The following is a 22,908-nucleotide window of genomic DNA, read 5'->3' on the forward strand; positions in this document are numbered from 1 at the left end:
TGGCGGCGGTTGCTGTGAGCGTCTGCTCGCTGGGATGTGGTGTGATGTCTCCAGGTTGACGGGCATGGGGAACCTCAAGACTTCGGACAGGTTTTGAAAAGCCAGCCCGAAAAGCCACCCCACCCCGTCGCTAGTTCATGTGGCTGATCTCCGGCCAGAGTTCGTCCCAGGTCTTCGTGACGTTCTCGCAAAGCCAGATCTTGCCGCCCTGTTCGCGGTTCTTGATGTTGAGGTCGTTGCGGATCTCAGCCTCCTGGCGGAGGTTGGCGCAGGCCTGCTTTGCCCAGGCGGGCGGTTCTGGGCTCTTGGCCGGTTGGATCAGGATGGCGTTCCGGGCTGTTGCCGGGGGGCGTTCCCAGGCCGCGTAGCCCCGGTATCCACTGTGGACGGTGGGGAGGCCCCTGGTGTGGCCGTAGCGGTGCAGGGCGGCGGCTTCGCCGAAGTTTTCGGTGATGATGACGGTGGTGCCGCGTTGGGCTGGGGGCAGGGTGTCGTAGACCTTGGTCACGGTGTTGGTGAGTTCCGGCCAGCCGAACTGTTCGGCGGACAGGCCGTTCATCTGGATCACCGGGATGCGGTGGAGCTGGCTTTCCGGGACCAGGGGCAGCGCCAAGGGGAGGATGAACACCGCGGACAGGACTCCGGCGGTGGTGGCCACCGCGGTTCTCGCGTTGCCCTTGCCCCGGGACAGCCAGCCGTCTACGGCCAGGGCGCCCGCCGCGAGCAGGGCCGGGTAGCCGCCGAACAGGTACAGGGGGGAGCCGCCTGCGGCGAGCAGGGCGACGGTGAGGATGAGGAAGGCCGCTCCCAGGAAGCGGAACTGCGGGGTGCGGAGCAGACGGACCAGGCCAGCCAGCCAGAGGGGGGTGAGCAGGGGGCCGATGGCCAGGGCCTGCATGGCGAGGAAGAGGGCCGGGCCGCCTCGGTCGGTGTTGCCTTCGCTGAGGATCTTGACCATTTCCAGTTGAGGCCAGCCGTTTTCGTACTGCCACAGCATGTTGGGGAGCCAGATCAGGACCGCGATCGCGGCTCCGGCCCAGAGCCAGGGGGTGCGGAACAGGGAACGCGGGCCGGTGAGGAGCAGGGCGAGCAGGAGGGAGGCGACTACCGCGCCGATGAGGTACTTGTTGTGCAGGGCCACGCCCAGGATCGCGCCCGCGGCCAGGAGCAGTTTGGGGTTGCCGCCGCGGATCACCTTGACCAGCAGCCAGATCACGGCGGCGGTGAAGGTGATGTCGAAGGTGGTGGTGTGCAGCATGTGGCCGGGGATCAGGACCATGCCGGAGAGCGCGGTGGCCAGGGCGGCCAGGGTCTGGGCGCGGTGGGTGCCGCCCAGCTCCCTGGCGGTGAGGGTGACGAACAGGACGGTCAGGGCGGCGGCCAGTGCGGCGGGGAAGCGCAGGGCCATCATGGAGTCCGGGACCAGGAAGTCCATCAGGGCGGCGATCATCGGGGTGAAGCTGGGCTGGTCGGGGTAGCCCCAGGCCGGGTGCTGGCCCGCCACGATGAAGTACAGCTCATCGCGGTGGTAGCCGTAGCCGCCGCTGAAGGCGATCAGCGCCAGCGCGGTCACGGCGGGGATCGCCAGCGCCGCCCTGGACAGCGCCGGGCGCACCGAAGTCTCCTGCATCATGGCGGGAAGCCTGCCGGGGCACGGGTTTCCCGGCCATGGGTCTGCGTCCCTGGCCGGGGTGGTGCCAGGTCTACCGTTGCGGAGGGCTCAGCTTGTGCACGCCGCCGGTGCGCAGGAAGCGGTTGACCCACAGGGTGGCCGCGCCCAGGGCGATGGCGTCCGGGCCGAGTTCGCACAGGGTGATCTGGGTGCCCTCGAAGGGATGGCGCAGGGCGTAGGCGCGGGCGGTGTCCCTGATCAGCGGGAGGGTGTGCTCGGCGAGCAGCAGGCCGGCCCAGCCGCCGAGCAGGATGCGTTCCGGGTTGAACAGGTTGACCAGGTTGGCGATGCCGGCGCCCAGGTACCGCGCGCTCTCCTCGACCAGGGCTTGGGCTTGTGGCGCGGGGTCGGCCAGGGCGGCGCGGAAGGCGGTGGCCTCGTCGGTCAGCGGGGTGCTGATGTTCATGGCGGCGCGGTGGCGGGCGACCACGGCCGCGGCGCCGGTGAAGGACTCCAGGCAGCCTCGGGAACCGCAGCGGCAGGGTGGGCCGTCCAGGGCGAGGGTGGTGTGGCCCCACTCCCCCGCGCTGCGCCGGGCGCCGCGGAAGGGATTGCCCTCGGCGATCACGCCCGCGCCGGCGCCGGAGCCGATCAGGGCGATCACCGCGTGCTTCGCGCCCCGGCCCGCGCCGAACCACATCTCCGCCTGGCCCATGGTGTTCGCGCCGTTGTCGATGTGCAGGGGCAGGTCGGTTCCCTTGCGCAGCAACGCTTCCAGCGGGACCTTGTGCCAGGCCGCGGTGTGCCCGTGCACCAGCAGCTCGCTGTCCTGCTGCACCACGCCCGGCACGCCGACACCGACGCCGAGCACCCGGTCGGTGCGCACCGTGTCCGCGGCCAGCACCTTCTCCAGGCCGGTCAGGATGTGCCCGATCACCAGGTCCCGGTCCTGGTTGTCCGGCTCGACGGGCAGCGTCTCCTCGGCCAGCACCGCCAGGGTCAGGTCGAAGGCCTTGACCCGCACCCAGGTCTCGGCCACCTCCACGCCGATCACCGTGGCGTGCCCCGGGTTCACCCGCAGCAGCCCGCGCGGGCGGCCGCCGTCGGAGTCCACCGTGCCCGCCTCGACCAACACCTGCTCATCCACCAGCTGGCCCACCACGTTGCTCACCGAGGCCTGGCTCAGACCGGTGCGCGCGGCCAGCTCACGGCGGCTGAGCGGGCCCTCGAAGTACACCGCGCGCAGCACCATCGCCCGGTTGCCGCGGCGCAGGTCGTGCACCGTCTGACTGTTCTCGCGCACCCGCGTCCCTTCGCCGTCTTGACCGATTATCAACCTCCGAGTTGCCCACGTCGGTCCGCCGCCCTCGCTCTGTGTGAGGTTCCGCATGCGCGGACAACAACCACATGCACCAGGGATGGTTGCAGTCCCGCGGCGTGTCGATCGACTACGTCTCGGTCCAGAACGAGCCGACCTGCTGGGAACCCGGGCCTACTTGACCAGCCCGGCCAGCTTGGCCACCAGCGTGGCCGGGGCGGGCATGCCCGCCATCTCCTTGCGCACGGCCAGGGACGCCTCGGTCAGCCCCGGGTCGGTGAGCAGCCTGCGCAGCTCCGCGGTGCTGATGTCCTTGGCCGCCACCGCGGTGCCCGCGCCGCGCTTGGCGACCAGGCGGGCGTTGTGGTCGCGGTCGCCCGCGCCGGGCACCACCAGCTGCGGGATGCCCGCCGCCAGCGCCGCGGCCACCGAACCGGCGCCGCCGTGGTGCACCAGCGCGGCGCAGTGCGCCAGCACGCTGGTCAGCGGGGCCCAGTCCAGGGTGCGCACGTTGGCGGGCAAGGACTCCCGGCGCAGCACCCTGCGGTCCGGGCGCAGCAACACGATCTCGGCGTCCAGGCCGTCGGCGGCGTCCACCACCGCGCTCATCAGGCGGTTGCCGCCCGGCCCGCCGACGGTGCTGCGGCTGACCGCGATCCGCGGCCGCTCGGACTCCGCGGCCAGCCAGGCGGGCAGCTCGCCCTCGCCGCTGTAGGGCTCGTAGCGCATCGGCCAGCCGGGCTGCTCGCCGACCAGGCTGGGCGGCGCGGTGACGATCCGCGCGGCGGGCTCGGGCAGGTCATCGATCCCGTTGCGGCGCAACGGCTTGCTCAGCTTCTCCCTGGTCGCGGCGAGCAGTTCCAGGCCGTCGAAGAGCGAGTTCTCCACCAGTACCGCGGGCACCCCGGTCACCGCGGCGGCCAGCGCGCCCGCGATGGCCAGCGGCTCGTGCAGGATGAGGTCCGGCCGCCAGGAGCGGGCCAGCTCGACCGCGCCGTCGGCGATCTCCTCGTTCACGTGCCCGAACAGCAGGGCCGCGCCCCTGGTGCCGGACTTGCCCGCGATCTCCGCCTTGGCGATCAGCGGGTGCCACAGCAGGGTCCGGCGCACGATCGGCTCGAACCGGAAACCGGGCGCGATGTCACGCACCGGCAGGTCGGACTGGTCGGCCACGGCCAGCGCCTCGCCGGCGGTGGCCAGCAGGACCTCGTGACCGGCCTCGCGGATGGCGCGGGCGAGGGGAACCAGCGGCAGCAGGTGGCCCAGCATCGGAGCCGCGGTGATCATGACGCGCACCCCGCCACGGTAGCGCGATCTCCAGAGAGGTTTGTCGATCAGCCGAACGACCTACTCTGGATGCATGGAGCGGCCGAACCCGGCCCGCTGGCTGGCCTACGCCTACGGCGCTCGCCTACCAGAGCGGTACCGCGAGTGGGTGCTGCACGACGTGACCGCGCCGACCTGGCTGCTGCGGCACGTGGCCCGCGCCCTGGTCCAGGCCGCGCCGCTGGTCTTCCTGCTGTTCCTGGTCTTCGACCCGCTGCTCGGCTTCCCGCCGGGCATCGTGCTGCCCGCACTGGGCATCGGGCTGCTGGTGAGCCTGTACTACTCGGCCTCCTTCGCGCCGGAGAGCGCGGACTACCGGGCGGCCAGGCACGGCTGGCCGGAGGGCCACGCGACCCAGGTCAGAGCGGCTCGGCGGCGGGGCACCGGTTCGCGCTGACCAGGTCAATTGTTACAGCCTGTGACACTTGTCATACGGGCTACGCGGACGCCTGCCGATGACCGACCATCGAGCCGCACTTCCTGGGATTTGAACGATTTCCCGTGACTGGGGGAACCACACCGTGACTCGCCATCGTGCGGGCAAGGCCGTCGGCCTGCTCGCCTTCACCACCGCCGCGGCGCTGCTGACCAGCCTGCCCGCGCACAGCCTCGCCGGCGGAACCGCCGCGGCGGAGGGCTCCTACGGCTTCGTCGCCAAGATCGACGTCGGCCCTGGCACCCGCAGCTGTAGCGGCGTGCTGATCGACCCGAACTGGGTGCTGACCGTGAAGTCCTGCTTCCCGGAGAACGCCCAGGGCGGCAAGCCGGCCCAGCCGACCAAGGTCACCGTCGGCCGCGCCGTGCTCTCCGGCAGCACCGGCCAGGTGGTGGACGCGGTCAACCTGGTGCACCGCGCCGACCGCAACCTGAGCCTGGTCCGGCTGGCCACCCCGGTCACCGGCGTGGTGCCGGCCACCGTGGCCAAGACCGCCCCTGCCGCCGGGGACACCGTGCGCCTGGCCGGGTACGGCCGCACCGCCACCGAGTGGACTCCCGACCGGCTGCACACCGGCCCGGCCAAGGTCGAGTCGGCCGCCGCGACCACGCTCAGCGTGCTCGGCGAGGGCTCGGTCTCGGTCTGCCGCGGCGACTCCGGCGGCCCCGCCTTCCGCGAGACCGGCAGCCGCGCCGAGGTCATCGGCCTGCACGCGGCCTCCTGGCAGGGCGGCTGCGTCGGCGAGACCGAGACCAGGCGCACCGTCACCGAGTCCAGGCTGGACAACCTGGACGGCTGGCTGGAAGCCCAGCTCATCGGCCTGACCGCGACCCCGCTGGCGCAGCACGGCAACCAGCTCAGCTGGCTGAACCCGCCCTCGCTGAACGCCACCGCCTACCGCGTCTACGGCGCGCAGACCGCGGACGTGCCGCTGGTCCCGGCGAACCTGCTGGGCACGGTCAGCGACGGCAGGTTCGCGCACACCGCGCTGCCGGCCAAGCAGATCTGGCACTACCGGGTGGTGCCGGTGACCGCCGCCGGTGACGGCCCGGTCTCCGCGATCGCCTCGGCCACCGTGAAGACGCACACCATCAGCGACTTCAACGGCGACGGCCGCGACGACATCTCCGCGATCTACGACTACAGCAACGGCGACGCGGGCACGTTCAGCTTCGACGGCACGGTGGCAGGCCCCACCGAGCCGGTGTCCAAGCACCGCACCGGTCCGAACAACTGGACCGTCTCCAGCGCCAAGTACCTCAACGGCGACTTCAACGGCGACGGCTTCGCCGACTGGGGCGCCTTCTACAACTACGGCGGCGGCAACATCAAGTTCTGGGTCCGCTGGGGCTCGCCGACCGGGCTCAAGGACGGCACCGCGCTGTGGGACTCCGCGGGCCAGTGGGACTGGAACCGGGCGCAGTTCGTGGCCGGTGACTTCAACGGCGACGGCCGCACCGACATCACCGCCGCCTACGGCTACGACCACGGCCGCACCGCGTTCTGGCTGTTCCGGGGCAACCCGACCGGGGTGGACGCGCCGGTGGTGACCTGGAACTCCGGCGACGGCAACTGGGAGCGCACCAGCAGCACCTTCATCGCCGGTGACTTCAACGGCGATGGCCGCGACGACCTGGCCGCGCTGTACAACTACGGCAGCTACGACGTCTCGCTGTTCACCGCCAACGGCACCGTCGACGGGCACACCGCCCCGGCGCAGCAGTGGCGGACCGGCCCCGGCCAGTGGGACCCGGGCCGTTCCCGGCTGCTGGCAGGCGACTTCGACGGCGACGGGCGCACCGACGTCGCGGGCCTGTACGGCTACTCCGACAACCGGCTCGCGCTGTACGTGGCCAAGAGCACCCCGAACGGCGTCGGGCGGTTCGCGATGACCTGGGAGACCAGGCCGGGCGACTGGCACCTGCCCTCCAGCGTCTGGGTGGCCGGTGACTTCAACGGGGACGGCCGCTCGGACCTCGGCGGCTTCTACAACTACGGCGGCGGCAACATCAAGCTGTTCAACTTCCGCGGCCAGCCCGGCGGCGGCACCGACCGCGGCGCGGAGGCCTGGGACTCCCGCGGCGGCTGGTACTGGGAGCGGGCCTACTTCATCCCGTGAGGTAGCGGAACGGACAACGCCCGGATCGGCTCAGGCCGGTCCGGGCGTTTCGCTGTGCGGGGTCAGGCTCAGGCGAACAGGCTGGCTCCGAAGGCGGTGAAGACCAGCGCGGCGATCACCGCGAGCCAGGTGGCGGTCAGGATGCCGTGGTAGCCGACCACGGCCCGGCCGCCGCCGCGCCCGCCGAAGTGGCCGCGTTCCAGGTTGTGCAGCGTGGTGTAGACGAAGACCGGGATGGTCACCGCCCAGACGACCATGCAGTAGGGGCAGAGCACCCGGATGTCGTACAGGCTCTGCACCACCAGCCAGTGCACGAACACTAGGCCCAGCGTCGCCCCCGCTTGCAGGCCCAGCCAGAACCAGCGGCGGTAGGTCGCGCCGGCCAGCAGCCCGAACCCGATCGCGGTGACCACGCCGAACCCGCCGATGCCCAGCAACGAGTTGGGAAAGCCGAGCACTGCGGCCTGCGGCGACTGCATCACCGTGCCGCAGCTGAGCGCGGCGTTGAAGGTGCAGGTGGGGATGTAGTTCGGGTTGAGCATCAGCTCGAACTTCTCCACCGTCAGCACGAACGCGGCCACCAGCCCGACCAGCCCGCCGACCGACAGCACCCAGGCCACGATCCGGTCCAGCCTGCGGTCCTCGACCCCGGCGTCACCCTCGGCAACGACCTGCCTGCTCGTCATAGCGCATCCGATCCACTGCGGTTCCGGTCGATCCCACGGTAGGCGGTGCGCGGGTAACCACGCACCGCCCCGTTCGATCCCAGCACCGCTGAGGTGACACCGGGGTGAAGACCGGCCGTTCAGTTATCAGTTCACCCCACCGTGGCTAGCACTCCGGGTCGCAGCAGGAGTTGCGGCGCATGGTGTGGGCGACTTCGAGCCAGTGGGCGTCGTCGGGCGCGGACTTGCCGCGGGTCTCGGCCTGGTTGGCGAAGGAGCCGACCAGGTCGTCAGCGGTGAACTGGATGCCGCCGCGCAGCACCGAGGTGGTGCGGACCAGGGAGCTGAAGTCGGTGAACGGGTCACCGTCCACAATGGTCACATCGGCGACCTTGCCGACCTCGAGGGTGCCCAGGTCCTCGAACTGGCCGAACACCTTGGCCGGCAGCGAGGTCACCGTGCGCAGGGCCTGCGCGGGGGTGAACCCGTTGCGGTGCAGGGCCCGCAGCGCCAGGTGCAGGTGCAGGCCGACCGCGACCAGTGGCTGGTCGGTGCCCAGGGCGACCAGGCCGCCGCCGTCGAGGACCCGCTTGTAGACGTCGACCTCGGTGGACAGCGTGTTCAGCTGGGCCTGGCTGGGCGGCACCTTGGCCGCGGCCCGCGCGGCCGCGGCGTCCCACGGCGGCATCAGGGTGCCGACCCTGGGGTCCTCGGCCAGTGCGGCGTCCGCGCCGAGCAGCGGGGCCGCGGTGAACGGGGTGGCGATGAGGTGGAAGTTCGTCTTCGTGTAGATCTCGGTCACGTCCTGGTAGGCGCGGCCGGAAGCGCTGGTGGCGTGGCCCCACTCCAGGCGCTGGGTGGCCTGCAGGTGCGTGGTCAGGTCCTGGTTGAGCTGCACGCCGGGCGAGCACAGGTGGCCGCCGCTGCGCACGCCGAGCCGCTCGTGCGCGAACCTGGCCGCCTCGGCCATGATCCAGCCGGGCGCGCGGACGTAGGTCTTGACGAAGTCCCAGTCCAGCGCGGCCGCCCGGTCCAGCGAGCGGCGCAGGCCCGCGCGGGTGCTGTGCGCGCGGCCCATGCTGTAGGCGACCCTGGCGCCGTCGAGCAGCTCGCCGGTGGCGATCAGCCGCGGCCCGGCCAGCGCGCCCGCGTTGACCGCCTCCCTGATCCGGGCCTGCTCGTAGGCGAAGCCACCGAAGGAGACCGCGGTGGTGATGCCGTAGGCCAGCTGTAGCGCGGTCTGGCGGCCGCCGTAGGTGGACTGCCAGGGGTGGGTGTGCGCGTCCCACAGCCCGGGCAGCACGGTCTGCTGCGAGGCGTCGATCCGCCTGCCGCCCGGCCGGCCGGGACGGTGCGGTTCGACCGCGGCGATCCGGCCGCCGCGCAGCACCAGGTCCACGTCCTGGCGCACCTCGTCACCGGTGCCTGCCCAGAACCGGCCGGCGTGCACCACGGTGTCCTCGGGCCGGGGCCGCCGGTAGTCCAGCGGCGCGCGGACCGTCCGCGGCGCGCCCCCGCCGACCCCGATCAGCCGCAGGCGGCCGCTGGAGAGGTAGAGCACGGTGCGGCCGTCACCGGCGAAAGACGGGTGGTCGGCGGCCTCGTCGGCAAGCTTGCGCGGCGGGCCGGAGGGGGTGCCGTCCTGGCCGATCGGCACCAGGTGCAGCGCGGACTCGATGATCACCGCGAAGTGCCTGCCGTCCGGGGACCAGACCGGGCCGGAGTCGTAGCGGTCGGCGATCGAGGTGTTCGGCGCGACCGGGTGCAGCCGGGACTTGCCCGAGCCGGCCTCGACCACCCTGATCAGGTTGTAGCCCTCGCGGAAGCGGCCGTTGAGCCGGTTGCGGTCGCAGAAGGCGAGGAACTTCCCGTCCGGCGACCAGCTCGGCCGGCCCGGGATGCCACCGCCGCCGAGCGGGCTGGCCAGCACCTTCTCCGTGCCCGCTGCCAGGTCGCGCAGCACCAGGTTGCCGGACATGTCCAGCGCGGCGAGCCACTTGCCGTCCGGGGACAGCGCGGGGTGCACCCGGCCGCCGGTGGCCAGCACGGTCTCCGCGCCGGTGGCCAGGTCGCGGCGGCGGACGGTGTAGAGGCCGTCGCGGTCGTCGCTGTAGACGATGCCCTTGCCGTCGGCGGTCCAGGTCGGCGCGAGCAGGAACCGGGTCGGCTCGGCGCTGACCACCTTGCGCGGGCTGCCGCCGGAGCTGGGCACGGTCCACAGCGAGTTGAGCGCGGCGAAGACGACCTGCCTGCCGTCCGGGGACAGCGCGGGCAGGTGCGGCGAGCGCACGCCGCGCACCCCGCCGCCGGTGAGGTCGTAGCGCTTGCCGCGGTAGCGCGGCCGGTCCACCGGCAGCGTCGCGGTGAAGGCGATCGGCTCGGCGTTCGCGGGCGCGCCGGGGCGCAGCAGGGTGAACTTGCCGCTGACGGTGAGCAGCAGCTGGTCCGCCGCCACCCAGCGCGGCGGCACCGGCTCCACATCGCCGTCCACCGGCACCGGCTGACCGGCCACCACCAGGGTGCAGCCCGCGGCGGGCGCCGGGGTGGTGCGCAGGTAGGCCAGGCGGCCGTCCGGGGCCAGCGCGGGGGCCAGCACCTGGGCGCCGCTGGTGTCGGTGTGCGCGACGGTGACCGGTCCGCTGCCGTCGGCGCGGACCTCGGCCACGGTGCGGGAGTCCAGCGCGGTGCCGGTGAAGGAGCCGCGCACGAACAGGATCCGGCTGCCGTCGGCGGAGAAGGCCGGGTCGAAGTCCTCCCACGCCTTGTCCTGCAACGGGCCGTCCTGACCGGGCTTGCCGGTGATCCGGGTCAGCTCGCCGGTGCGCACGTCCAGCACCCAGATCCGGTACGGGCTGCCGTTGACCGTGTGCCCCTCCCGCTCGGAGGCGAAGACGATCTTCGTGCCGTCCGGGGACCAGGCAGGGCCGCGGTCGTCCCACGGGCCGTCGGTGAGCTGGCGCAGGCCGGAGCCGTCCGCGCGCAGCAGCCACAGGTGGAAACCGCCGCCGCGATAGGCGCAGACGACGAGCTGTTTGCCGTCCGGGCTGAACACCGGGCGGTTGGGTTCGAGGTCGGCCGGGGTGAGCGCCTTGGCTTTGCCGCCGCCGCGGGGAATGGCCCACAGCACGTTCTGCACCTCGGCGACCAGGCTGCCGTCGACTGGGCTCAGGGTGGCCGCGCCGTTGGTCGCCGCGGTGAAGGAAAGCGCTGTCCGACCAGCCTCTTCGGCGGCGGGCGCGGCGAGTGCCCCGGGTGCGGAACCGAGGGCTCCGGCGGTGCCCGCCGCGGCCGCGGTGAATGCGGCCGCCTGCAGGAACCGGCGTCGGGACAAAGTCGAATCGCTGCTGTCCGAAGTCTCCACGCGTCGAGGCTACTCAGCCGAACAGCCCCCACAAGTGCGTTTCCGTTCCGCAAATAGTGCATTTCCGGGCTATTCGGGATTTATTCCCAATCCCAGTGAAAACTGTGCCAGCCCGGCCTGGGTTCGGGCACCAGCAGCTCGACCAGCCCGGTGCGGTCGACCGTTACCGTGCGGACGGTTTCCGGGCAGGTGGCCGGGTCGGGCTGCCAGGTGTGCCGCACCCGCATGGGCAGCGCGTCCGGATGGAAGGTCAGCCTGGCGCCGAGGGAGTGCACGCCCGCGCGCAGGTGGCCGCGGTAGCGGTGCGCGGTGCGGTGGCAGCCGGCGAACAGCCAGCGCCACTCCAGCACCTGCGCCTCACCCCGGCGCAACGGCTGGTCCAGCACCAGTTCCGCGTAGGTGCCGCGGTGGTCGCGGTGCTGGCGGCCCAGCTCACCGCCCAGCAACGCCTCGAACTCCGGCTGGTGCCGCTCGCCTTCCGGGCCGCGGTGCCCGGTGACGTAGCTGCCCACCCCGTCCGCCTTGGCCAGCACGAACCGGTGGTGCGCGACCTCACGCCACTCCCGGTGCACGCCGACGGTGACGTCGACGTCCACGCTCACCATGCCGAGGCGGTCCGGATCCTCGGCGGCGAACGGGAACGGCGTAGCGTCCACTGTGGACGGTGGGGGGAACGACATCACTGCGGCGGCTCCGATCACGAGCGGCCCACGTAGGCGGCGGGACCGTCGCAGTTTAGGTCGCCGCAGCGGCGGAAAAGGTTGCTTCGAAAGGATTCACCCGTCCCACTCCCAGGCCAGGCCGTATATACCCGGCTCAGCATCGAGCACGGCGTGGTGCGCGCTGCCGCTCGGACCTGGTGGCACGTCGGCCAGCAGGTCCCTGGAGCGGCCGCCGAGCCTGGTGCGGTAGCGGTGGCAGCGCACCGGCAGTTCTGCCGGGTCGAAGCGCACCCGCAACAGCAGTTCGCGGACCTCGGCCCGGCAGCCGTACTGGAGGTAGCCGTCCCGCTGGCCGGGCGGGGGCAGCTGCACGGTCTCGATCGCGTAGGTCTCCCCAGCGCGCAGCACGTGGTCGAAGACGATCTCCACCGCGAACAGCCCCGACTCCGGGTCGTGGGTCTGCCTGCCGATCCGGCAGTCGCTGACCGGCCGGTAGGCAGGGCGGCCGCCGCCGGGTGGCACGGCCTGGAAGGCGAGGAACCGGTCCACCCCGTCCTCCAGCGCCACGAACACCTGCCGGACCCGGTGCTCGACCTCGCAGCGGTTGGCGTCCACCAGGCACAGCCAGTCGTGCTTGAGCTGCCGCAGCTGCGCGTTGGCCCGCCCGGTGTCCAGGTCGGGCAGCCGGACCGGCGCGGCCAGCTCCAGGCTCTGCTCGACCAGCGGCCTGCCGTGCGTCCGGTCCAGCCAGCGCCCGCGCGGCCGGCGCGGGCCGAGCAGGGCGAGCAGTGAGTCGGCGGGAAGTCCGGCCAGCTCCTCCACCGCGCGCACCGCGTTGAGCGACTCCTCGCGTTCCGGCCGCCGGTTGCCGCGCTGCCAGTAGCTCAGGCTGGAGGTGCTCACCGGCAGGCCAATGGCGTGCAGGCGGCGGCTGACGCCCTCGATGCCCAGTCCGCTGCGCCGGATGGCCAGCCGGAAGGCCAGGTGGAACGGTCCGGTGGACAGCGCCTGGTGCAGTGCGGCATCCGGCGGCGGCGTGCCCATCACACCCAGTCCCAGACCGCGCCGTGCCAGCCCGCGCCCGCGTCGGTGAGCAGGTAGTGCGTGCTGCCGCGCGCCCCGATCCGCAGCTCGGCCACCCGCTCCTCCGGCACCGCGAGGCTGGGCCGCCAGGTGCGGTGGCAGCGCGGCGGGATCGCGTCGGGGTGGAAGAACAGCCGGTAGCCCATGGTGCGGGCGCCCGCGCTGAGCACGGTGCGGCTGACGTTGCTGGTGCCAAGGCCCAGCGGGAACTCCCAGGTCCACTGCAGGTGCAGGGTCTCGCCTGCGGGCAGCGGCCGGTCGAAGCGCAGCTCGGCGCTGTTGACCTGCCGGTTCAGGTCGCGCAGCTGCTCGCCGGTGGTGGCGCCGATGACCTCGCCGAGCACCGGCAGCTCCTCACCGGGCTCGGCGGCGTAGCGGGTGACGTAGCGGTCGATGCCGTCGGCCAGCGACATCAGCAGGCGGCGGTTGACCATGCGCACCTGCTGGCGGTCCGGGCCCAGGTGCAGGTCGGCCTCCACGCTGACCACGGCCAGCGCGTTGTTGGTCTCCGCGCGCAGCTCCGCGGTGGCCAGCTTCCACTCCAGCCGCTCCTCGAAGGAGCTGGACCGCATCGCCCATTCCTGCCCCAACGGGTGCGGCGCCTTGCCGAGCAGCCTGCGCAGCGACCCGTCGGGCAGGGCGAGGATGTCCTCCAGCGCCGCCACCGCGGCCAGTGACGTGCGACGTTCCGGGCGGGTGCGGCCGCGGCGCCAGTAGCTCAGGCTGGCCAGGCTGACCGTGATCTTCCGGTCCATCAGCCTGCGCTGGATGTTCTCCAGGCTCAGGCCGCTGTGCTCGATCGCCAGGTGCAGCGTCTCGTGGAAGGTGGCGGTCATGGTGCCGACGAGAATCCAACATCAACGGCTTCGAAGCAAGGCTGACCAGGGGCTAAGTGAAAATCAGCGTGCCAGCCACCGTTCGGCGTCCATCGCGGCCGCGCAGCCGGACCCGGCCGCGGTGATCGCCTGCCGGTAGGTGTGGTCGACCAGGTCGCCCGCGGCGAACACGCCGTCCAGGTTGGTCGCGGTGCCCGGCCCGCTCACCCGCACGTACCCGTCCACGTCCACCTCGACCTGCCCGCGCACCAGCGCCGACCGCGGCTCGTGCCCGATGGCGACGAAGAAGCCGGTCAGCGGCATGATCGACTCCTCGCCGGTGCCCGCGTCCTGGACCCGCACCCCGGTCACCGAGGTCTCCCCCAGCACCTCCAGCACCTTGGTGTCCAGCTGCCAGCGGATCTTCTCGTTGGCGCGGGCGCGCTCCAGCATGATCTTGGACGCCCGGAACTCCTGGCGCCGGTGGATGATCGTCACCGACCGGGCGAACCGGGTCAGGAAGGTGGCCTCCTCCATCGCCGAGTCGCCGCCGCCGACCACCGCGATGTCCTGGTCCCGGAAGAAGAACCCGTCGCAGGTCGCGCACGAGGACACCCCGCGGCCGAGCAGCCGCTGCTCACCGGGCACGTCGAGGTAGCGGGCGGCCGCGCCCATCGCCAGCACCACGGCCCTGGCCTGGTAGTCCCGCCCGTTCGCGGTGACGGTCTTCACCGGCCCGGACAGCTCGACGGACTCGACGTCCTCGGCCCGCAGCTCCGCGCCGAAGCGCTCGGCCTGCGCGCGCATCTGCTCCATCAGGTCCGGCCCGAGGATGCCGTCCTTGAACCCGGGATAGTTCTCCACCTCGGTCGTGGTCATCAGCGCCCCGCCGTAGCTGACGCCCTCGAACACCAGGGGCTGGAGCTGCGCCCTCGCGGCGTACACGGCGGCGGTGTACCCGGCCGGCCCGGAACCGACGATGATCAGATCTGCCATACCCCCAGATGCTCCGCGCGCGGTGGCCGCCGCGCCCCGGCCGACCGGCTGGTGGGATTCACAGCCGTTCAGAGCCGTTCAGTTAGGGTCGGCACGCTGGAAGCCATTCGAGGAGGACACCCCATGGGCAAGACCAAGCCCACCGTCACCGTGCCCGACGGCCCGTCGCCGGACTACCTGGACATCACCGACATCGAGATCGGCGACGGCCCGGAGGCCGGCCAGGGCCAGGAGGTGACCGTGCACTACGTGGGCGTGGCGCACAGCACCGGCCAGCAGTTCGACGCCAGCTGGGACCGCGGCGACACCTTCTCCTTCCCCCTGGGCGCCGGCCGGGTCATCAAGGGCTGGGACATGGGCGTCAAGGGCATGAAGGTCGGCGGCCGCCGCCAGCTGGTGATCCCGGCGCACCTGGGTTACGGCAACCGGGGCGCGGGCTCGGCGATCAAGCCGGGCGAGACGCTGATCTTCGTGGTGGACCTGGTCGCGGTGAGCTGACCCGGGTCGCGGACGGCCGGTGCGCCGGCCGTCCGCCCTACCCTGGTACCACCACCGAGGTCAGCACCAGCCCGTCCCGCACCAGGTACCGCCCCGCGAACCCGTCCACCCGGTACCCGTCCACCACCGGCGGCTCGATCAGGATCCGCGCCCGGAACCCGCCCTCCCGGTCGAAGGTCAGCTCCGCGTCCTGGAACCCCAGCCACGCCCCGGTGATCGGGAACCAGGCCTTGTACACGCTCTCCTTCGCGCTGAACAGCACCCGGTCCCAGTGCAGCCCGTCCCCCGCCCCCGCCAGCCACTCCTGCTCCGCGGGCACCGCCACCATCCGCTGCACGCCCGGCGGCAGCACGTCGTGGATCTCCGCGTCGATCCCCACCGATCGGATGTCGGCGCGGTCGGCCACCGCGGCCGCGCAGTAGCCCTCGCAGTGGGTGATGCTGCCGACGATTCCGTTGGGCCACAGCGGTTCCCGTTTCGGGCCGCGCAGGATGGGCTGTTCCGGCAGGCCGAGGGCGGCCAGGGCGCGGCGGGCGCAGGTGCGGGCTTGGGTGTACTGCTTGCGGCGGCGTTCCACCGCGCGTTCGACCGCGGCGTGTTCCTCGGGCAGCAGGTAGGCGGTGGGGTCATCGCCCACCACCTCGGCGGCGTGCACGCCGTCGGGGAGCAGCTCCTCGATCATGCCGGCAGCGGGTACTGCGGTTCGGAGTCCACCAGCACGTCGCGCAGCACCGGGCGGCGGCGCTTGCGCGGCTGCCACTCGCGCGGGTAGCCCAGGGAGACCTCCTCGAACCGGACCCCGTCGAACTTGTCGGTGAGCGGGATGTGCAGGTGGCCGGAGACCACCACTGCGGCCCGGTAGCGCAGGTGCCAGTCCTCGGTCAGCGTGGTGCCGCACCACAGCGCGAAGTCCTGGTAGTGCAACCGCTTGGTCGGGCCGGGGTGCAGCGGGAAGTGGTTGACCAGCACGGTCCGCCGGTCGGCCGGGATGGCGTCCAGCCGCTGGCGGGAGTAGCGGACCCTGGCGTGGCACCAGGCGTCCCGGCTGGGGTAGGGGTCGTGGTGCAGCAGCACCTCGTCGGTGCCGACCACCCCGGCCTCTCGCGCGCGGGCCAGCGCCTGGTCCTTGGTCTCGTCCACCCTGCGGCCGATGGAGTAGTCGTAGAGCACGAACAGCGGCGCGATGACCAGGTCCTCCTCCGCGCCGTGCCACACCGGGAACTCGTCCTCCGGCGTGACCACGCCCAGGCCGCGGCACAGCTCGACCAGGTGCCGGTACCTGGCCTCGCCGCGCAGCTGCACCTCGTCCTTGGGCACGGTCCACAGCTCGTGGTTGCCGGGCACCCAGATCACCTTGGCGAAGCGGTCCCGCAGCGTGCGCAGCGCCCAGTCGACGTCGGCGATCGTGTCGCTCACATCCCCGGCCACGATCAGCCAGTCCTGATCGGACTCGGCGCGGAGACCGGCCACCACCTCGCGGTTGGCGGCACGGTCACAGTGCAGATCGCTGGTGGCCAGCAAGCGCGGACTCGACACGACCGCCGACGATACCTGGCCAGGTGGTGTCCGCCCGGTCGCGCCTGTGAGAGCCGTGATCGAACTGGTCGCTGGCGGTGCGGCCGGGACGCCCTCATACCGGACGTATCCGGGCGTTCCGGCCGTGCCGCCAGCGACCAGTTCGGCGCGGCTATCGCGGGCGCGACCGGGCGGACACCACCTGACTCAGTGGGTCCTGGTGGCGGAAGGAGACGACGCCCACCGGATCAGCATCTTGCTGGCCCCGGAGCCGTCGGCCGCCGCGGTCCACACCTCCTCCCCCGGCAGGCCGTAGACCAGCGTCTTCTCATCCAGCCAGGCCACCTGGTCGTCGATCCCGGCCGGTTCCGCGATCGCCGTCTCGGCCATGGTGGCCAGGTCCAGCACGTGGATCCGCCAGGGCCGGGCGCCGTCGGAGGAGATGCGTTTCTTGAATGCGATCCGCTTGCCGTCCGGGGACAGCGAGGGGCATTCCACGTTCTCCCGCAGCGCCTCGGCCTGCCACTCCCGGTAGTCCGCGCGGACCAGGTGGGTGCGGCCGCCGGTGGACACCGTGGCGTAGAAGGTCTCGCTGTCCGGGGTGAAGCTGACGCCCCAGAAGTTGACGTCCTCGGCCATGTGCTGCTGACCGCCCAGTTGCAGCGGGATCTCCTCGATGTTGGTCTGCAGGCGGTCCAGTTCGTGGTGGTAGATGCCGGTGCGGGTGGAGAAGCTGGTCGCGTTGTAGGCGTCGCCGGTGACGAAGGTGGTCCAGGCGGCGATCTTGCCGTCCGCGGACAGCCGGGCGCGGCTGACCGTGCCGAGGATCTGGAACCGCTTCAGCTCGTTCAGCTGGGCGTCCAGCAGGATCACCACCGCCCTCGGCGCGGGCCCGGCCTCCGCGGCCACGCACAGGCCCCGGTCGCCGCCGGTGGAGAACCGGTCGCAGCGCAGCTGGCTGACCCGGCGCGGCCCGCCCGGATCGGTCCGCGACACCGAGGCCACCACGCCGAAGTGCGGGCCGGGCGCGGTGTTGCGGAAGACCAGCCTGCCCGGCTCGTCCAGCCGCACCGGCGCCGGGTCGATGGCCAGGTCGGCCGCGGGCTGCTGGTCCGGCGCGGTGGCCCTGGCGTGCAGGGTGTAGACCACCGCGGCCGAACCGAGCAGGACCGCGGCCAGCACCGCGAGCAGCATGCGCAGTTTGGTGCTCATCGCGCCTCCTTCAGCCGGAACACCGCCGCGGCCACCACCAGCGCGAGCGCGCCGCAGGCGGCGAACACCGCGGGGTAGAGGCCCCACCAGGTCCACGCGGCGCCGAAGGCCACCGCGGAGACCAGCTTGGCCACCGCCTGCGCGGTCTGCAGCACGGCCATCCCGCTGGTGCGCTGGTCCTCAGGCACCAGCGGGGCGACCGCGGCCATCAGCACACCGTCGGTGGCGGCGTAGAACATGCCGTGCGCGAGCAGTGTGCCGACGAGCAGCGGGATCCCGTCGGCCAGCCCGGCCACCAGCAGGTAGGCCACCAGCAACAGCACGTGCCCGGCCAGGAACATCTTCCAGCGCCCGATCCGGTCGGCCAGCTTGCCCAAGGGCATGGCCAGCAACAGGTACACCCCGGCGGTGCCCAGCGGCAGCATGGCGATGTAGGCGGGCTCGACCTCAAGTCGCTTCTGCAGCAACAGGTAGAGGAACGAGTCGCCGACGGTCACCAGGCCGAGCAGGGTCGCCCACAGCACGATCCGGCGGAAGGCCTTGCCGCGCAACAGGGCGAAGGAGGCGCGCAGCGGGATCCGTGCCGTGGTGGCCGGTCCGCGCTTGTCCTGGACGAACAGCCCGAACAGCAGCACGCCCAGGGTGGCGAAGCAGAAGCTGACGAAGAACACGGTGTCGTAGCCGCCGGCCACGACACCCAGCAGCAGGAAGGCGGCCAGCGGGCCGAGGAACGCGCCGACGGTGTCCATCGCGCGGTGCACCCCGAAGGCCCTGCCCTGCTCGTCCGCCGGGGTGGACAACGAGATCAGGGCGTCCCTCGGTGCGGTGCGCAGCCCCTTCCCGGTCCGGTCGACGGCCAGCACCAGGCCCATCGCGGCGGCGGAACCGCCGGCCGCGATGAGCCCGAGCTTGGCTACCGCGGAAGCGCCGTAGCCAAGCCCCGCCACCAGTTTCCGGCGTTGCCACCGGTCCGCGAGGTGCCCCCCGAGGACCCGCACGATCGCGGTGGCCGCGGAGTACAGCCCATCCAGCAACCCGAACTGCAACGGGCTGAATCCCAGCCCCAGCACCAGGTAGAGCGGCAGGACAGCGGTCACCATCTCACTGGAGATGTCGGTGACCAGGCTGACCACACCCAGTGCGAGGACGTTTCCGGCTACCGCCCGCCGAGCACCGCCACGTTCGCGGTGTGGGGTGCCGGCGGCCCGGGTGGTGGCGAGATACATCGGGTGCTACCCCCTCAGCGACAGGTGAACGGGCCGGCCTTGTCCAGCAGCTTGTTGTCGGTGCCGACGATTTCCCAGGAGTAGCTGGCGCCGTTGAGGATGAGCTTCATGACGCCGTGCTTCTTGATGTAGACCTCCATGCCGGCCCTGGGCACGTGCTGCTCGTTGTAGATGGAGTCGCCGCCGATGCCGACGATCGCCGAGCGGATACCGTTGGCCTCGTCCACCTTGCCGCTGGAGTTCAACGGCTTCAGCCGCTCGTAGTGGTGGTCGTGACCGGAGAGCACCAGGTCCGCCTTGGCCTTGACCAGTTCGTCCCACAGCGGAGCCATGCTCGTGTTGTCGCCGTAGTGGCCGGAGTTGAACCTGGGGTGGTGCCAGTAGGCCACGACACAACGCTTCTGGTTCTTGGCCAGGTCGGCGCGCAACCAGTCGAGCTGGGCCCGGTCATTGGCCTTCTGCGCCATCGAGTCCAGTGCGATGAAGTGGAAGTCGCCGGAATCGTGGCTGTAGTACATCTTGCTGCCGCCCAACGGCGTGGCGGCGGCGCCGAAGTACTGGCGGTAGCCCTTGCCCTTGCCTGACGGGTCGTCGTACTCGTGGTTGCCGGGACTCGGCTTGGTGATGTTCTTGAACCGGCCCCAGGTGGGCTCGTAGTACTTGCGGAACTCCTCGATCGTGCCGCTGTTGTACTGGTTGTCACCGGCGGTGATGATCATCGAGGGCTTGATCTTGTCCACCAGCGCCGCGGTTTTCGCGCTGGCGCAACTGGATCCGGAGCACACCGGCGAGATGTCACCGACCGCGACCACCACTTGGCCGCCCGGCGAGCCGGGCTGGGTGCGGGCGACGAACGGGGCGCTCTCGGCGGAGATGTTGCCCGCCGCGTCCCTGGCCCTGACCGCGTAGTTGAACGTGGCGCCGGAGGCCAGCCCGGTGTCGGTGAAGGAGGTCGTGGCCGAGGAGCCGACCAGGTTGCCCTCACGCAGGATCTCGTACCCGGTGACCCCGACGTTGTCCGAGGACGGGTTCCAGGACAGCGTGACGCTGTCCGCGGTGGAGGAGGGCGAGGCCAGCCCGGTGGGCGCGGTGGGCGGCTGGATGTCGCCGGACCCGGTGCGGGTCCCGTAGACCGACAGCTCGAACAGCGAGTAGCCGTAGGCGGTGGCCCTGCGGGTGCCGTGCACCCTGATGTGCTTGGTGCTGGTGTTCAACGAGGTCAGCTCGTCCACGCCACCGTCGGATCCGGTGACCGAGCGGATCGTGGTCCAGGTGCGGCCATCGGCGGATGCCTGCACCTGGTAGTCGCTGGCGAAGGCGGTCTCCCAGGTGAGACTCACCCTGTTCACGATGGCCGGACCGCCCAGGTCCACCGCGATCCATTGCGGGTCGGCGCCTTCGGCGCTGGCCCAGCGGGTGGTGGTGTCGCCGTCGACCGCCTTGCCGCCGTCGAGCTCGGCAGCCTCGTTCGACGAGGTGGTGGTCAGTTTGTTGAGCGAGAGCAGGGAATCGTTTGCGGCGCTGGCGGTGAGCAACGACTGGGTCAGCGTGACCACCACAGCCGTTGATATCAGTGCGGGAAGGACACGAATTCTCATGGCGGTGTGTTTCTCCTCGACGAGCCTGTGTCGAATCCGGCGCGTGGCGGCGGCGGCGATGTTGGCTGGCCGGCGTCGACGAGGGATTTAAAAGTTAAGAAACCTCCCTGTCTATTCGGAGTGATCAGCACCGTAAGCGCTTGCCTGACGTAGCGCAACCCGCCAATCGGGCCACGACCAGGGTCGTTGCGACCCACAACAAACCTGGCTACGGCAGCGCCCGGCGCCGCGGGTCAGGCTGCGATCATGGGGAGGTGCTGGAACTCCTGCGTGACCACCACCGGCTGCTGACCGTCCGCGGCGCCCTCGCGCTGCTGTTCGCCGTGCTTGCCTTCGCCTGGCCGGACACCGACTGGGTGGTGCAGTTCGGCGTGCTGGTGGCGTACCTGGTCGCCGAGGGCGTGTTCGGGCTGCTGCTGGCCCTGCGCGGCAAGCAGTCCCCCGCACTGGACCGCTCGCTGTTCGCGCTGCCCGCGCTGTTCCTGCTCGCCGGGGTGGCGATCACCGCGCTGGCCTTCGCCGTCGACCCGTTCATCGGCCTGCTGGGCCTGGTGGTGACCACCTCGGGCTGGCCGGTGGTCAACGGCATCGGCCAGGCGCTGGCCGCCGCGCGGGCCAAGGAGCTCTACACCCGGATCGGCCTGGCGGTCAGCGGCACACTGTCCATTGTGGCCGGTGTGCTGGTGATGAACGTGCCCACCCAGGAGGTCTCGCTGTGGACGCTGCTGGCCTGGTACGCCATGGTCTCCGGCGCGATCTTCCTGGCCCTGGGCATCCGGTTCCAACGCGGCCAGGGCGGACCGCGTGCGGCCCGCCCTGGTAAGTCCCGCTGATCAGTCGCCGCGGCAGGTGAGGTCGCCGCTGGGCAGCACGCCGTCGCGCAGGTAGGTGTTCACCGCGTTCTCCATGCACCCGTTGGGGTAGCGGGAGAACAGGCCGTGCGCGCGGACCCCGGGCAGGGTGATCAGCCGCGAGCCGGACATGGCCCGGTGCAGGTCGACCCCGCTGTCGTAGGCGGTGCGGGTGTCCTCGGTGGCCTGCACGATCAGCGCGGGCACCGAGTTGCGCACGATCACCGGCGCTTCGGCGGGCTCGGCCCAGAAGGCGCAGGGGTTGATGCCGTTGGCGAAAGCGCCGAAGACCGGCTGGCTCGCCCGGCTGCGCTGGATGTTGCGCCAGTACCACTCCGGGTCGCGCCGCACCGCCGCGTCCCCACACATGATCGCGGCCTGCCCGGAGAGCTGCGCGTTCGGATCCCGCCTGCTCAGCACGTGCAGGCTGGCCAGCAGCCCGGGGCTGGGGCTGACCTGCTTGCCGTCGGCGGCGTCGGCCAGCACCCGCACGGTCTCGGCCAGCGCGGTGTTCAGGCGGGTGTCGCCCACCTGCTCGAACAGCACCATGGGCAGCATGTGCTCGTCGACCCGGTACTCCCCGATCGGGATGGGCTGCCGCGCGGACCGGCGGATCAGCTCCTCCACCGCGCCGCGCACCTGCGCCGCGGTGCGGCCGAGCCGGTACTCGCCGTCCCTGGCCGCGGTCCAGGCCGCCCAGTCGTCGAGGGCCCGCTCGTTCGCCGGGCCCATGTCCCGCACCATCTGCTGGGAGTACCGCTTGGAGTCCACCGCGCTGTCCAGCACGATCCGGTCGCTGCGGCGCGGGAACATCTGGGTGTACACCGAACCCAGGTAGGTGCCGTAGGAGTAGCCGAAGTAGCTGATCTTCCGCTCGCCCATGGCGCCGCGGACGACGTCCATGTCCCGTGCGGTGTTCCGGGTGGTGATGTGCCGCAGGGTGTCCCCCTGGGTCCGCGCGCACCGGCGGGCCAGGTCGGCCTGCAGCGCGACGGTGCGGTCGAAGCCTGCCCGGTCCAGCCCGGAGGAGCGCAGCATGAAGCCCACCGGCCAGGCGCAGTCCACCGGGTTGGACCGGCCGACGCCGCGCGGGTCCATGCCGATGAGGTCGTAGCGGGCCAGCACGTCCGGGCTCAGCTTCGGCCGCATCTTCAGCGGCAGGCCGAGTCCGGGGCCGCCGGGTCCGCCGGGGTTGGACAGCATGATGCCCCGCCGCTGCCCCGGGTCGGCGGCCTTGAGCCGGGAGATCGCCACGGTGAGGGTGCGGCCCTGGGGCTGCTGGTAGTCCAGCGGCACGGTGACCTCGGCGCACTGGGCGCCCGCGGCGTCCAGATCCTGGTCGCCACAGGCCTTCCAGTCCAGGCGCTGCTGGTAGAACCGTTCTGCCCCACCACGTCCGGCGGTCTCCGGCTCGGCCCCGGCCAGACCGGCTCCGGCCAGCAAACCGGCCCCGGCCGCCGCGGCGGTCAGCAGTGCGGTCATGCGTCTCATCGTCAAGGCTGCCTTCCCCGTGTTCACCGGCCGCCGCTACTCGGTGGCCGGTGATCACAAGGCTAGGAACTCCGGCCGCGCCGACCCAGCCAGACAGCACCCGCATCGAGGGTCCAGACCACTC

19 protein-coding genes are annotated in these 22,908 nt (G+C 71.7%); 4 read left to right on the forward strand and 15 right to left on the reverse strand.

Annotated features, from left to right (window positions below):
• Window positions 1-130 precede the first annotated feature (130 nt).
• From ACWDY5_RS13640 to ACWDY5_RS13650, 3 genes are all read right to left on the reverse strand, one after another.
• Window positions 131-1,633: an ArnT family glycosyltransferase gene (locus ACWDY5_RS13640; protein ID WP_449722532.1), complete on the reverse strand. Its 1,503-nt coding sequence runs from the start codon at window positions 1,631-1,633 to the stop codon at window positions 131-133.
• 70 nt (window positions 1,634-1,703) lie between these two features.
• The gene (locus ACWDY5_RS13645; RefSeq protein ID WP_449722533.1) at window positions 1,704-2,915 is read right to left on the reverse strand and encodes an ROK family transcriptional regulator; all 1,212 of its coding nucleotides are present in this window, start codon (window positions 2,913-2,915) and stop codon (window positions 1,704-1,706) included.
• Window positions 2,916-3,104: 189 nt separating this feature from the next.
• A complete protein-coding gene (locus ACWDY5_RS13650; RefSeq protein WP_449722534.1) occupies window positions 3,105-4,217 on the reverse strand; it encodes a glycosyltransferase in 1,113 nt (370 codons plus the stop codon).
• A 73-nt stretch (window positions 4,218-4,290) separates the two neighbouring features.
• Between ACWDY5_RS13650 and ACWDY5_RS13655 the strand changes: the two genes are divergently transcribed.
• The gene (locus ACWDY5_RS13655) at window positions 4,291-4,653 is read left to right on the forward strand and encodes a DUF5313 family protein (protein WP_449722535.1); all 363 of its coding nucleotides are present in this window, start codon (window positions 4,291-4,293) and stop codon (window positions 4,651-4,653) included.
• A 124-nt stretch (window positions 4,654-4,777) separates the two neighbouring features.
• Window positions 4,778-6,811 (forward strand): FG-GAP-like repeat-containing protein, encoded by a 2,034-nt coding sequence (locus tag ACWDY5_RS13660; protein ID WP_449722536.1) that lies wholly within the window; start codon window positions 4,778-4,780, stop codon window positions 6,809-6,811.
• Between the two features lie 68 nt (window positions 6,812-6,879).
• Here ACWDY5_RS13660 and ACWDY5_RS13665 read toward each other — a convergent pair whose 3' ends face one another.
• From ACWDY5_RS13665 to trxB, 6 genes are all read right to left on the reverse strand, one after another.
• Complete coding sequence (locus ACWDY5_RS13665) at window positions 6,880-7,497, reverse strand: vitamin K epoxide reductase family protein (RefSeq protein WP_449722537.1); 618 nt, start codon at window positions 7,495-7,497, stop codon at window positions 6,880-6,882.
• Window positions 7,498-7,642: 145 nt separating this feature from the next.
• On the reverse strand, window positions 7,643-10,837 hold the full coding sequence (locus tag ACWDY5_RS13670; RefSeq protein ID WP_449722538.1) for an amidohydrolase family protein: 3,195 nt from the start codon (window positions 10,835-10,837) through the stop codon (window positions 7,643-7,645).
• 80 nt (window positions 10,838-10,917) lie between these two features.
• Window positions 10,918-11,517 (reverse strand): hypothetical protein, encoded by a 600-nt coding sequence (locus ACWDY5_RS13675; RefSeq protein ID WP_449722539.1) that lies wholly within the window; start codon window positions 11,515-11,517, stop codon window positions 10,918-10,920.
• A gap of 96 nt (window positions 11,518-11,613) precedes the next feature.
• Window positions 11,614-12,543, reverse strand: coding sequence for a hypothetical protein (locus ACWDY5_RS13680; RefSeq protein ID WP_449722540.1), 930 nt, complete (start codon window positions 12,541-12,543; stop codon window positions 11,614-11,616).
• A complete protein-coding gene (locus ACWDY5_RS13685; protein ID WP_449722541.1) occupies window positions 12,543-13,418 on the reverse strand; it encodes a hypothetical protein in 876 nt (291 codons plus the stop codon). Before ACWDY5_RS13685 ends, ACWDY5_RS13680 begins: the two co-directional genes overlap by 1 nt.
• Window positions 13,419-13,481: 63 nt before the next feature.
• Complete coding sequence (gene trxB, locus ACWDY5_RS13690) at window positions 13,482-14,393, reverse strand: thioredoxin-disulfide reductase (RefSeq protein WP_449722542.1); 912 nt, start codon at window positions 14,391-14,393, stop codon at window positions 13,482-13,484.
• A gap of 123 nt (window positions 14,394-14,516) precedes the next feature.
• On the opposite strand from trxB, the gene ACWDY5_RS13695 reads away from it, so the two are divergent.
• On the forward strand, window positions 14,517-14,891 hold the full coding sequence (locus ACWDY5_RS13695; protein ID WP_449722543.1) for an FKBP-type peptidyl-prolyl cis-trans isomerase: 375 nt from the start codon (window positions 14,517-14,519) through the stop codon (window positions 14,889-14,891).
• Window positions 14,892-14,928: 37 nt separating this feature from the next.
• Here the strand turns inward: ACWDY5_RS13695 and ACWDY5_RS13700 are convergent, their stop codons facing one another.
• The 5 genes from ACWDY5_RS13700 to ACWDY5_RS13720 form a co-directional block, all read right to left on the reverse strand.
• Complete coding sequence (locus ACWDY5_RS13700) at window positions 14,929-15,573, reverse strand: 4'-phosphopantetheinyl transferase family protein (RefSeq protein ID WP_449722544.1); 645 nt, start codon at window positions 15,571-15,573, stop codon at window positions 14,929-14,931.
• Complete coding sequence (locus tag ACWDY5_RS13705; protein WP_449722545.1) at window positions 15,570-16,427, reverse strand: metallophosphoesterase family protein; 858 nt, start codon at window positions 16,425-16,427, stop codon at window positions 15,570-15,572. The genes ACWDY5_RS13700 and ACWDY5_RS13705 overlap by 4 nt, the downstream gene beginning before the upstream one ends.
• A gap of 186 nt (window positions 16,428-16,613) precedes the next feature.
• Window positions 16,614-17,618 (reverse strand): hypothetical protein, encoded by a 1,005-nt coding sequence (locus ACWDY5_RS13710; protein WP_449722546.1) that lies wholly within the window; start codon window positions 17,616-17,618, stop codon window positions 16,614-16,616.
• The gene (locus ACWDY5_RS13715) at window positions 17,615-18,844 is read right to left on the reverse strand and encodes an MFS transporter (RefSeq protein ID WP_449722547.1); all 1,230 of its coding nucleotides are present in this window, start codon (window positions 18,842-18,844) and stop codon (window positions 17,615-17,617) included. The genes ACWDY5_RS13710 and ACWDY5_RS13715 overlap by 4 nt, the downstream gene beginning before the upstream one ends.
• Before the next feature lie 14 nt (window positions 18,845-18,858).
• Complete coding sequence (locus ACWDY5_RS13720; protein ID WP_449722548.1) at window positions 18,859-20,400, reverse strand: discoidin domain-containing protein; 1,542 nt, start codon at window positions 20,398-20,400, stop codon at window positions 18,859-18,861.
• Window positions 20,401-20,696: 296 nt separating this feature from the next.
• Here ACWDY5_RS13720 and ACWDY5_RS13725 point away from each other — a divergent pair, with 296 nt between their 5' ends.
• The gene (locus tag ACWDY5_RS13725; RefSeq protein ID WP_449722549.1) at window positions 20,697-21,275 is read left to right on the forward strand and encodes a DUF308 domain-containing protein; all 579 of its coding nucleotides are present in this window, start codon (window positions 20,697-20,699) and stop codon (window positions 21,273-21,275) included.
• Here the strand turns inward: ACWDY5_RS13725 and ACWDY5_RS13730 are convergent, their stop codons facing one another.
• Window positions 21,276-22,775 (reverse strand): alpha/beta fold hydrolase, encoded by a 1,500-nt coding sequence (locus ACWDY5_RS13730; protein ID WP_449722550.1) that lies wholly within the window; start codon window positions 22,773-22,775, stop codon window positions 21,276-21,278. It lies immediately after the preceding gene.
• Between the last annotated feature and the right edge of the window lie 133 nt (window positions 22,776-22,908).

The sequence above is a fragment of the Crossiella sp. NPDC003009 genome (genome assembly GCF_053591555.1).

Coding starts and splice junctions, on each gene's coding strand:
- ACWDY5_RS13640 (WP_449722532.1), bottom strand. CDS start 1,633: ATGATGCAGGAGACTTCGGTGCGCCCGGCGCTGTCCAGGGCGGCGCTG.
- ACWDY5_RS13650 (WP_449722534.1), bottom strand. CDS start 4,217: ATGATCACCGCGGCTCCGATGCTGGGCCACCTGCTGCCGCTGGTTCCC.
- ACWDY5_RS13655 (WP_449722535.1), top strand. CDS start 4,291: ATGGAGCGGCCGAACCCGGCCCGCTGGCTGGCCTACGCCTACGGCGCT.
- ACWDY5_RS13665 (WP_449722537.1), bottom strand. CDS start 7,497: ATGACGAGCAGGCAGGTCGTTGCCGAGGGTGACGCCGGGGTCGAGGAC.
- ACWDY5_RS13675 (WP_449722539.1), bottom strand. CDS start 11,517: ATGTCGTTCCCCCCACCGTCCACAGTGGACGCTACGCCGTTCCCGTTC.
- ACWDY5_RS13680 (WP_449722540.1), bottom strand. CDS start 12,543: ATGGGCACGCCGCCGCCGGATGCCGCACTGCACCAGGCGCTGTCCACC.
- ACWDY5_RS13685 (WP_449722541.1), bottom strand. CDS start 13,418: ATGACCGCCACCTTCCACGAGACGCTGCACCTGGCGATCGAGCACAGC.
- trxB (WP_449722542.1), bottom strand. CDS start 14,393: ATGGCAGATCTGATCATCGTCGGTTCCGGGCCGGCCGGGTACACCGCC.
- ACWDY5_RS13695 (WP_449722543.1), top strand. CDS start 14,517: ATGGGCAAGACCAAGCCCACCGTCACCGTGCCCGACGGCCCGTCGCCG.
- ACWDY5_RS13700 (WP_449722544.1), bottom strand. CDS start 15,573: ATGATCGAGGAGCTGCTCCCCGACGGCGTGCACGCCGCCGAGGTGGTG.
- ACWDY5_RS13710 (WP_449722546.1), bottom strand. CDS start 17,618: ATGAGCACCAAACTGCGCATGCTGCTCGCGGTGCTGGCCGCGGTCCTG.
- ACWDY5_RS13715 (WP_449722547.1), bottom strand. CDS start 18,844: ATGTATCTCGCCACCACCCGGGCCGCCGGCACCCCACACCGCGAACGT.
- ACWDY5_RS13730 (WP_449722550.1), bottom strand. CDS start 22,775: ATGACCGCACTGCTGACCGCCGCGGCGGCCGGGGCCGGTTTGCTGGCC.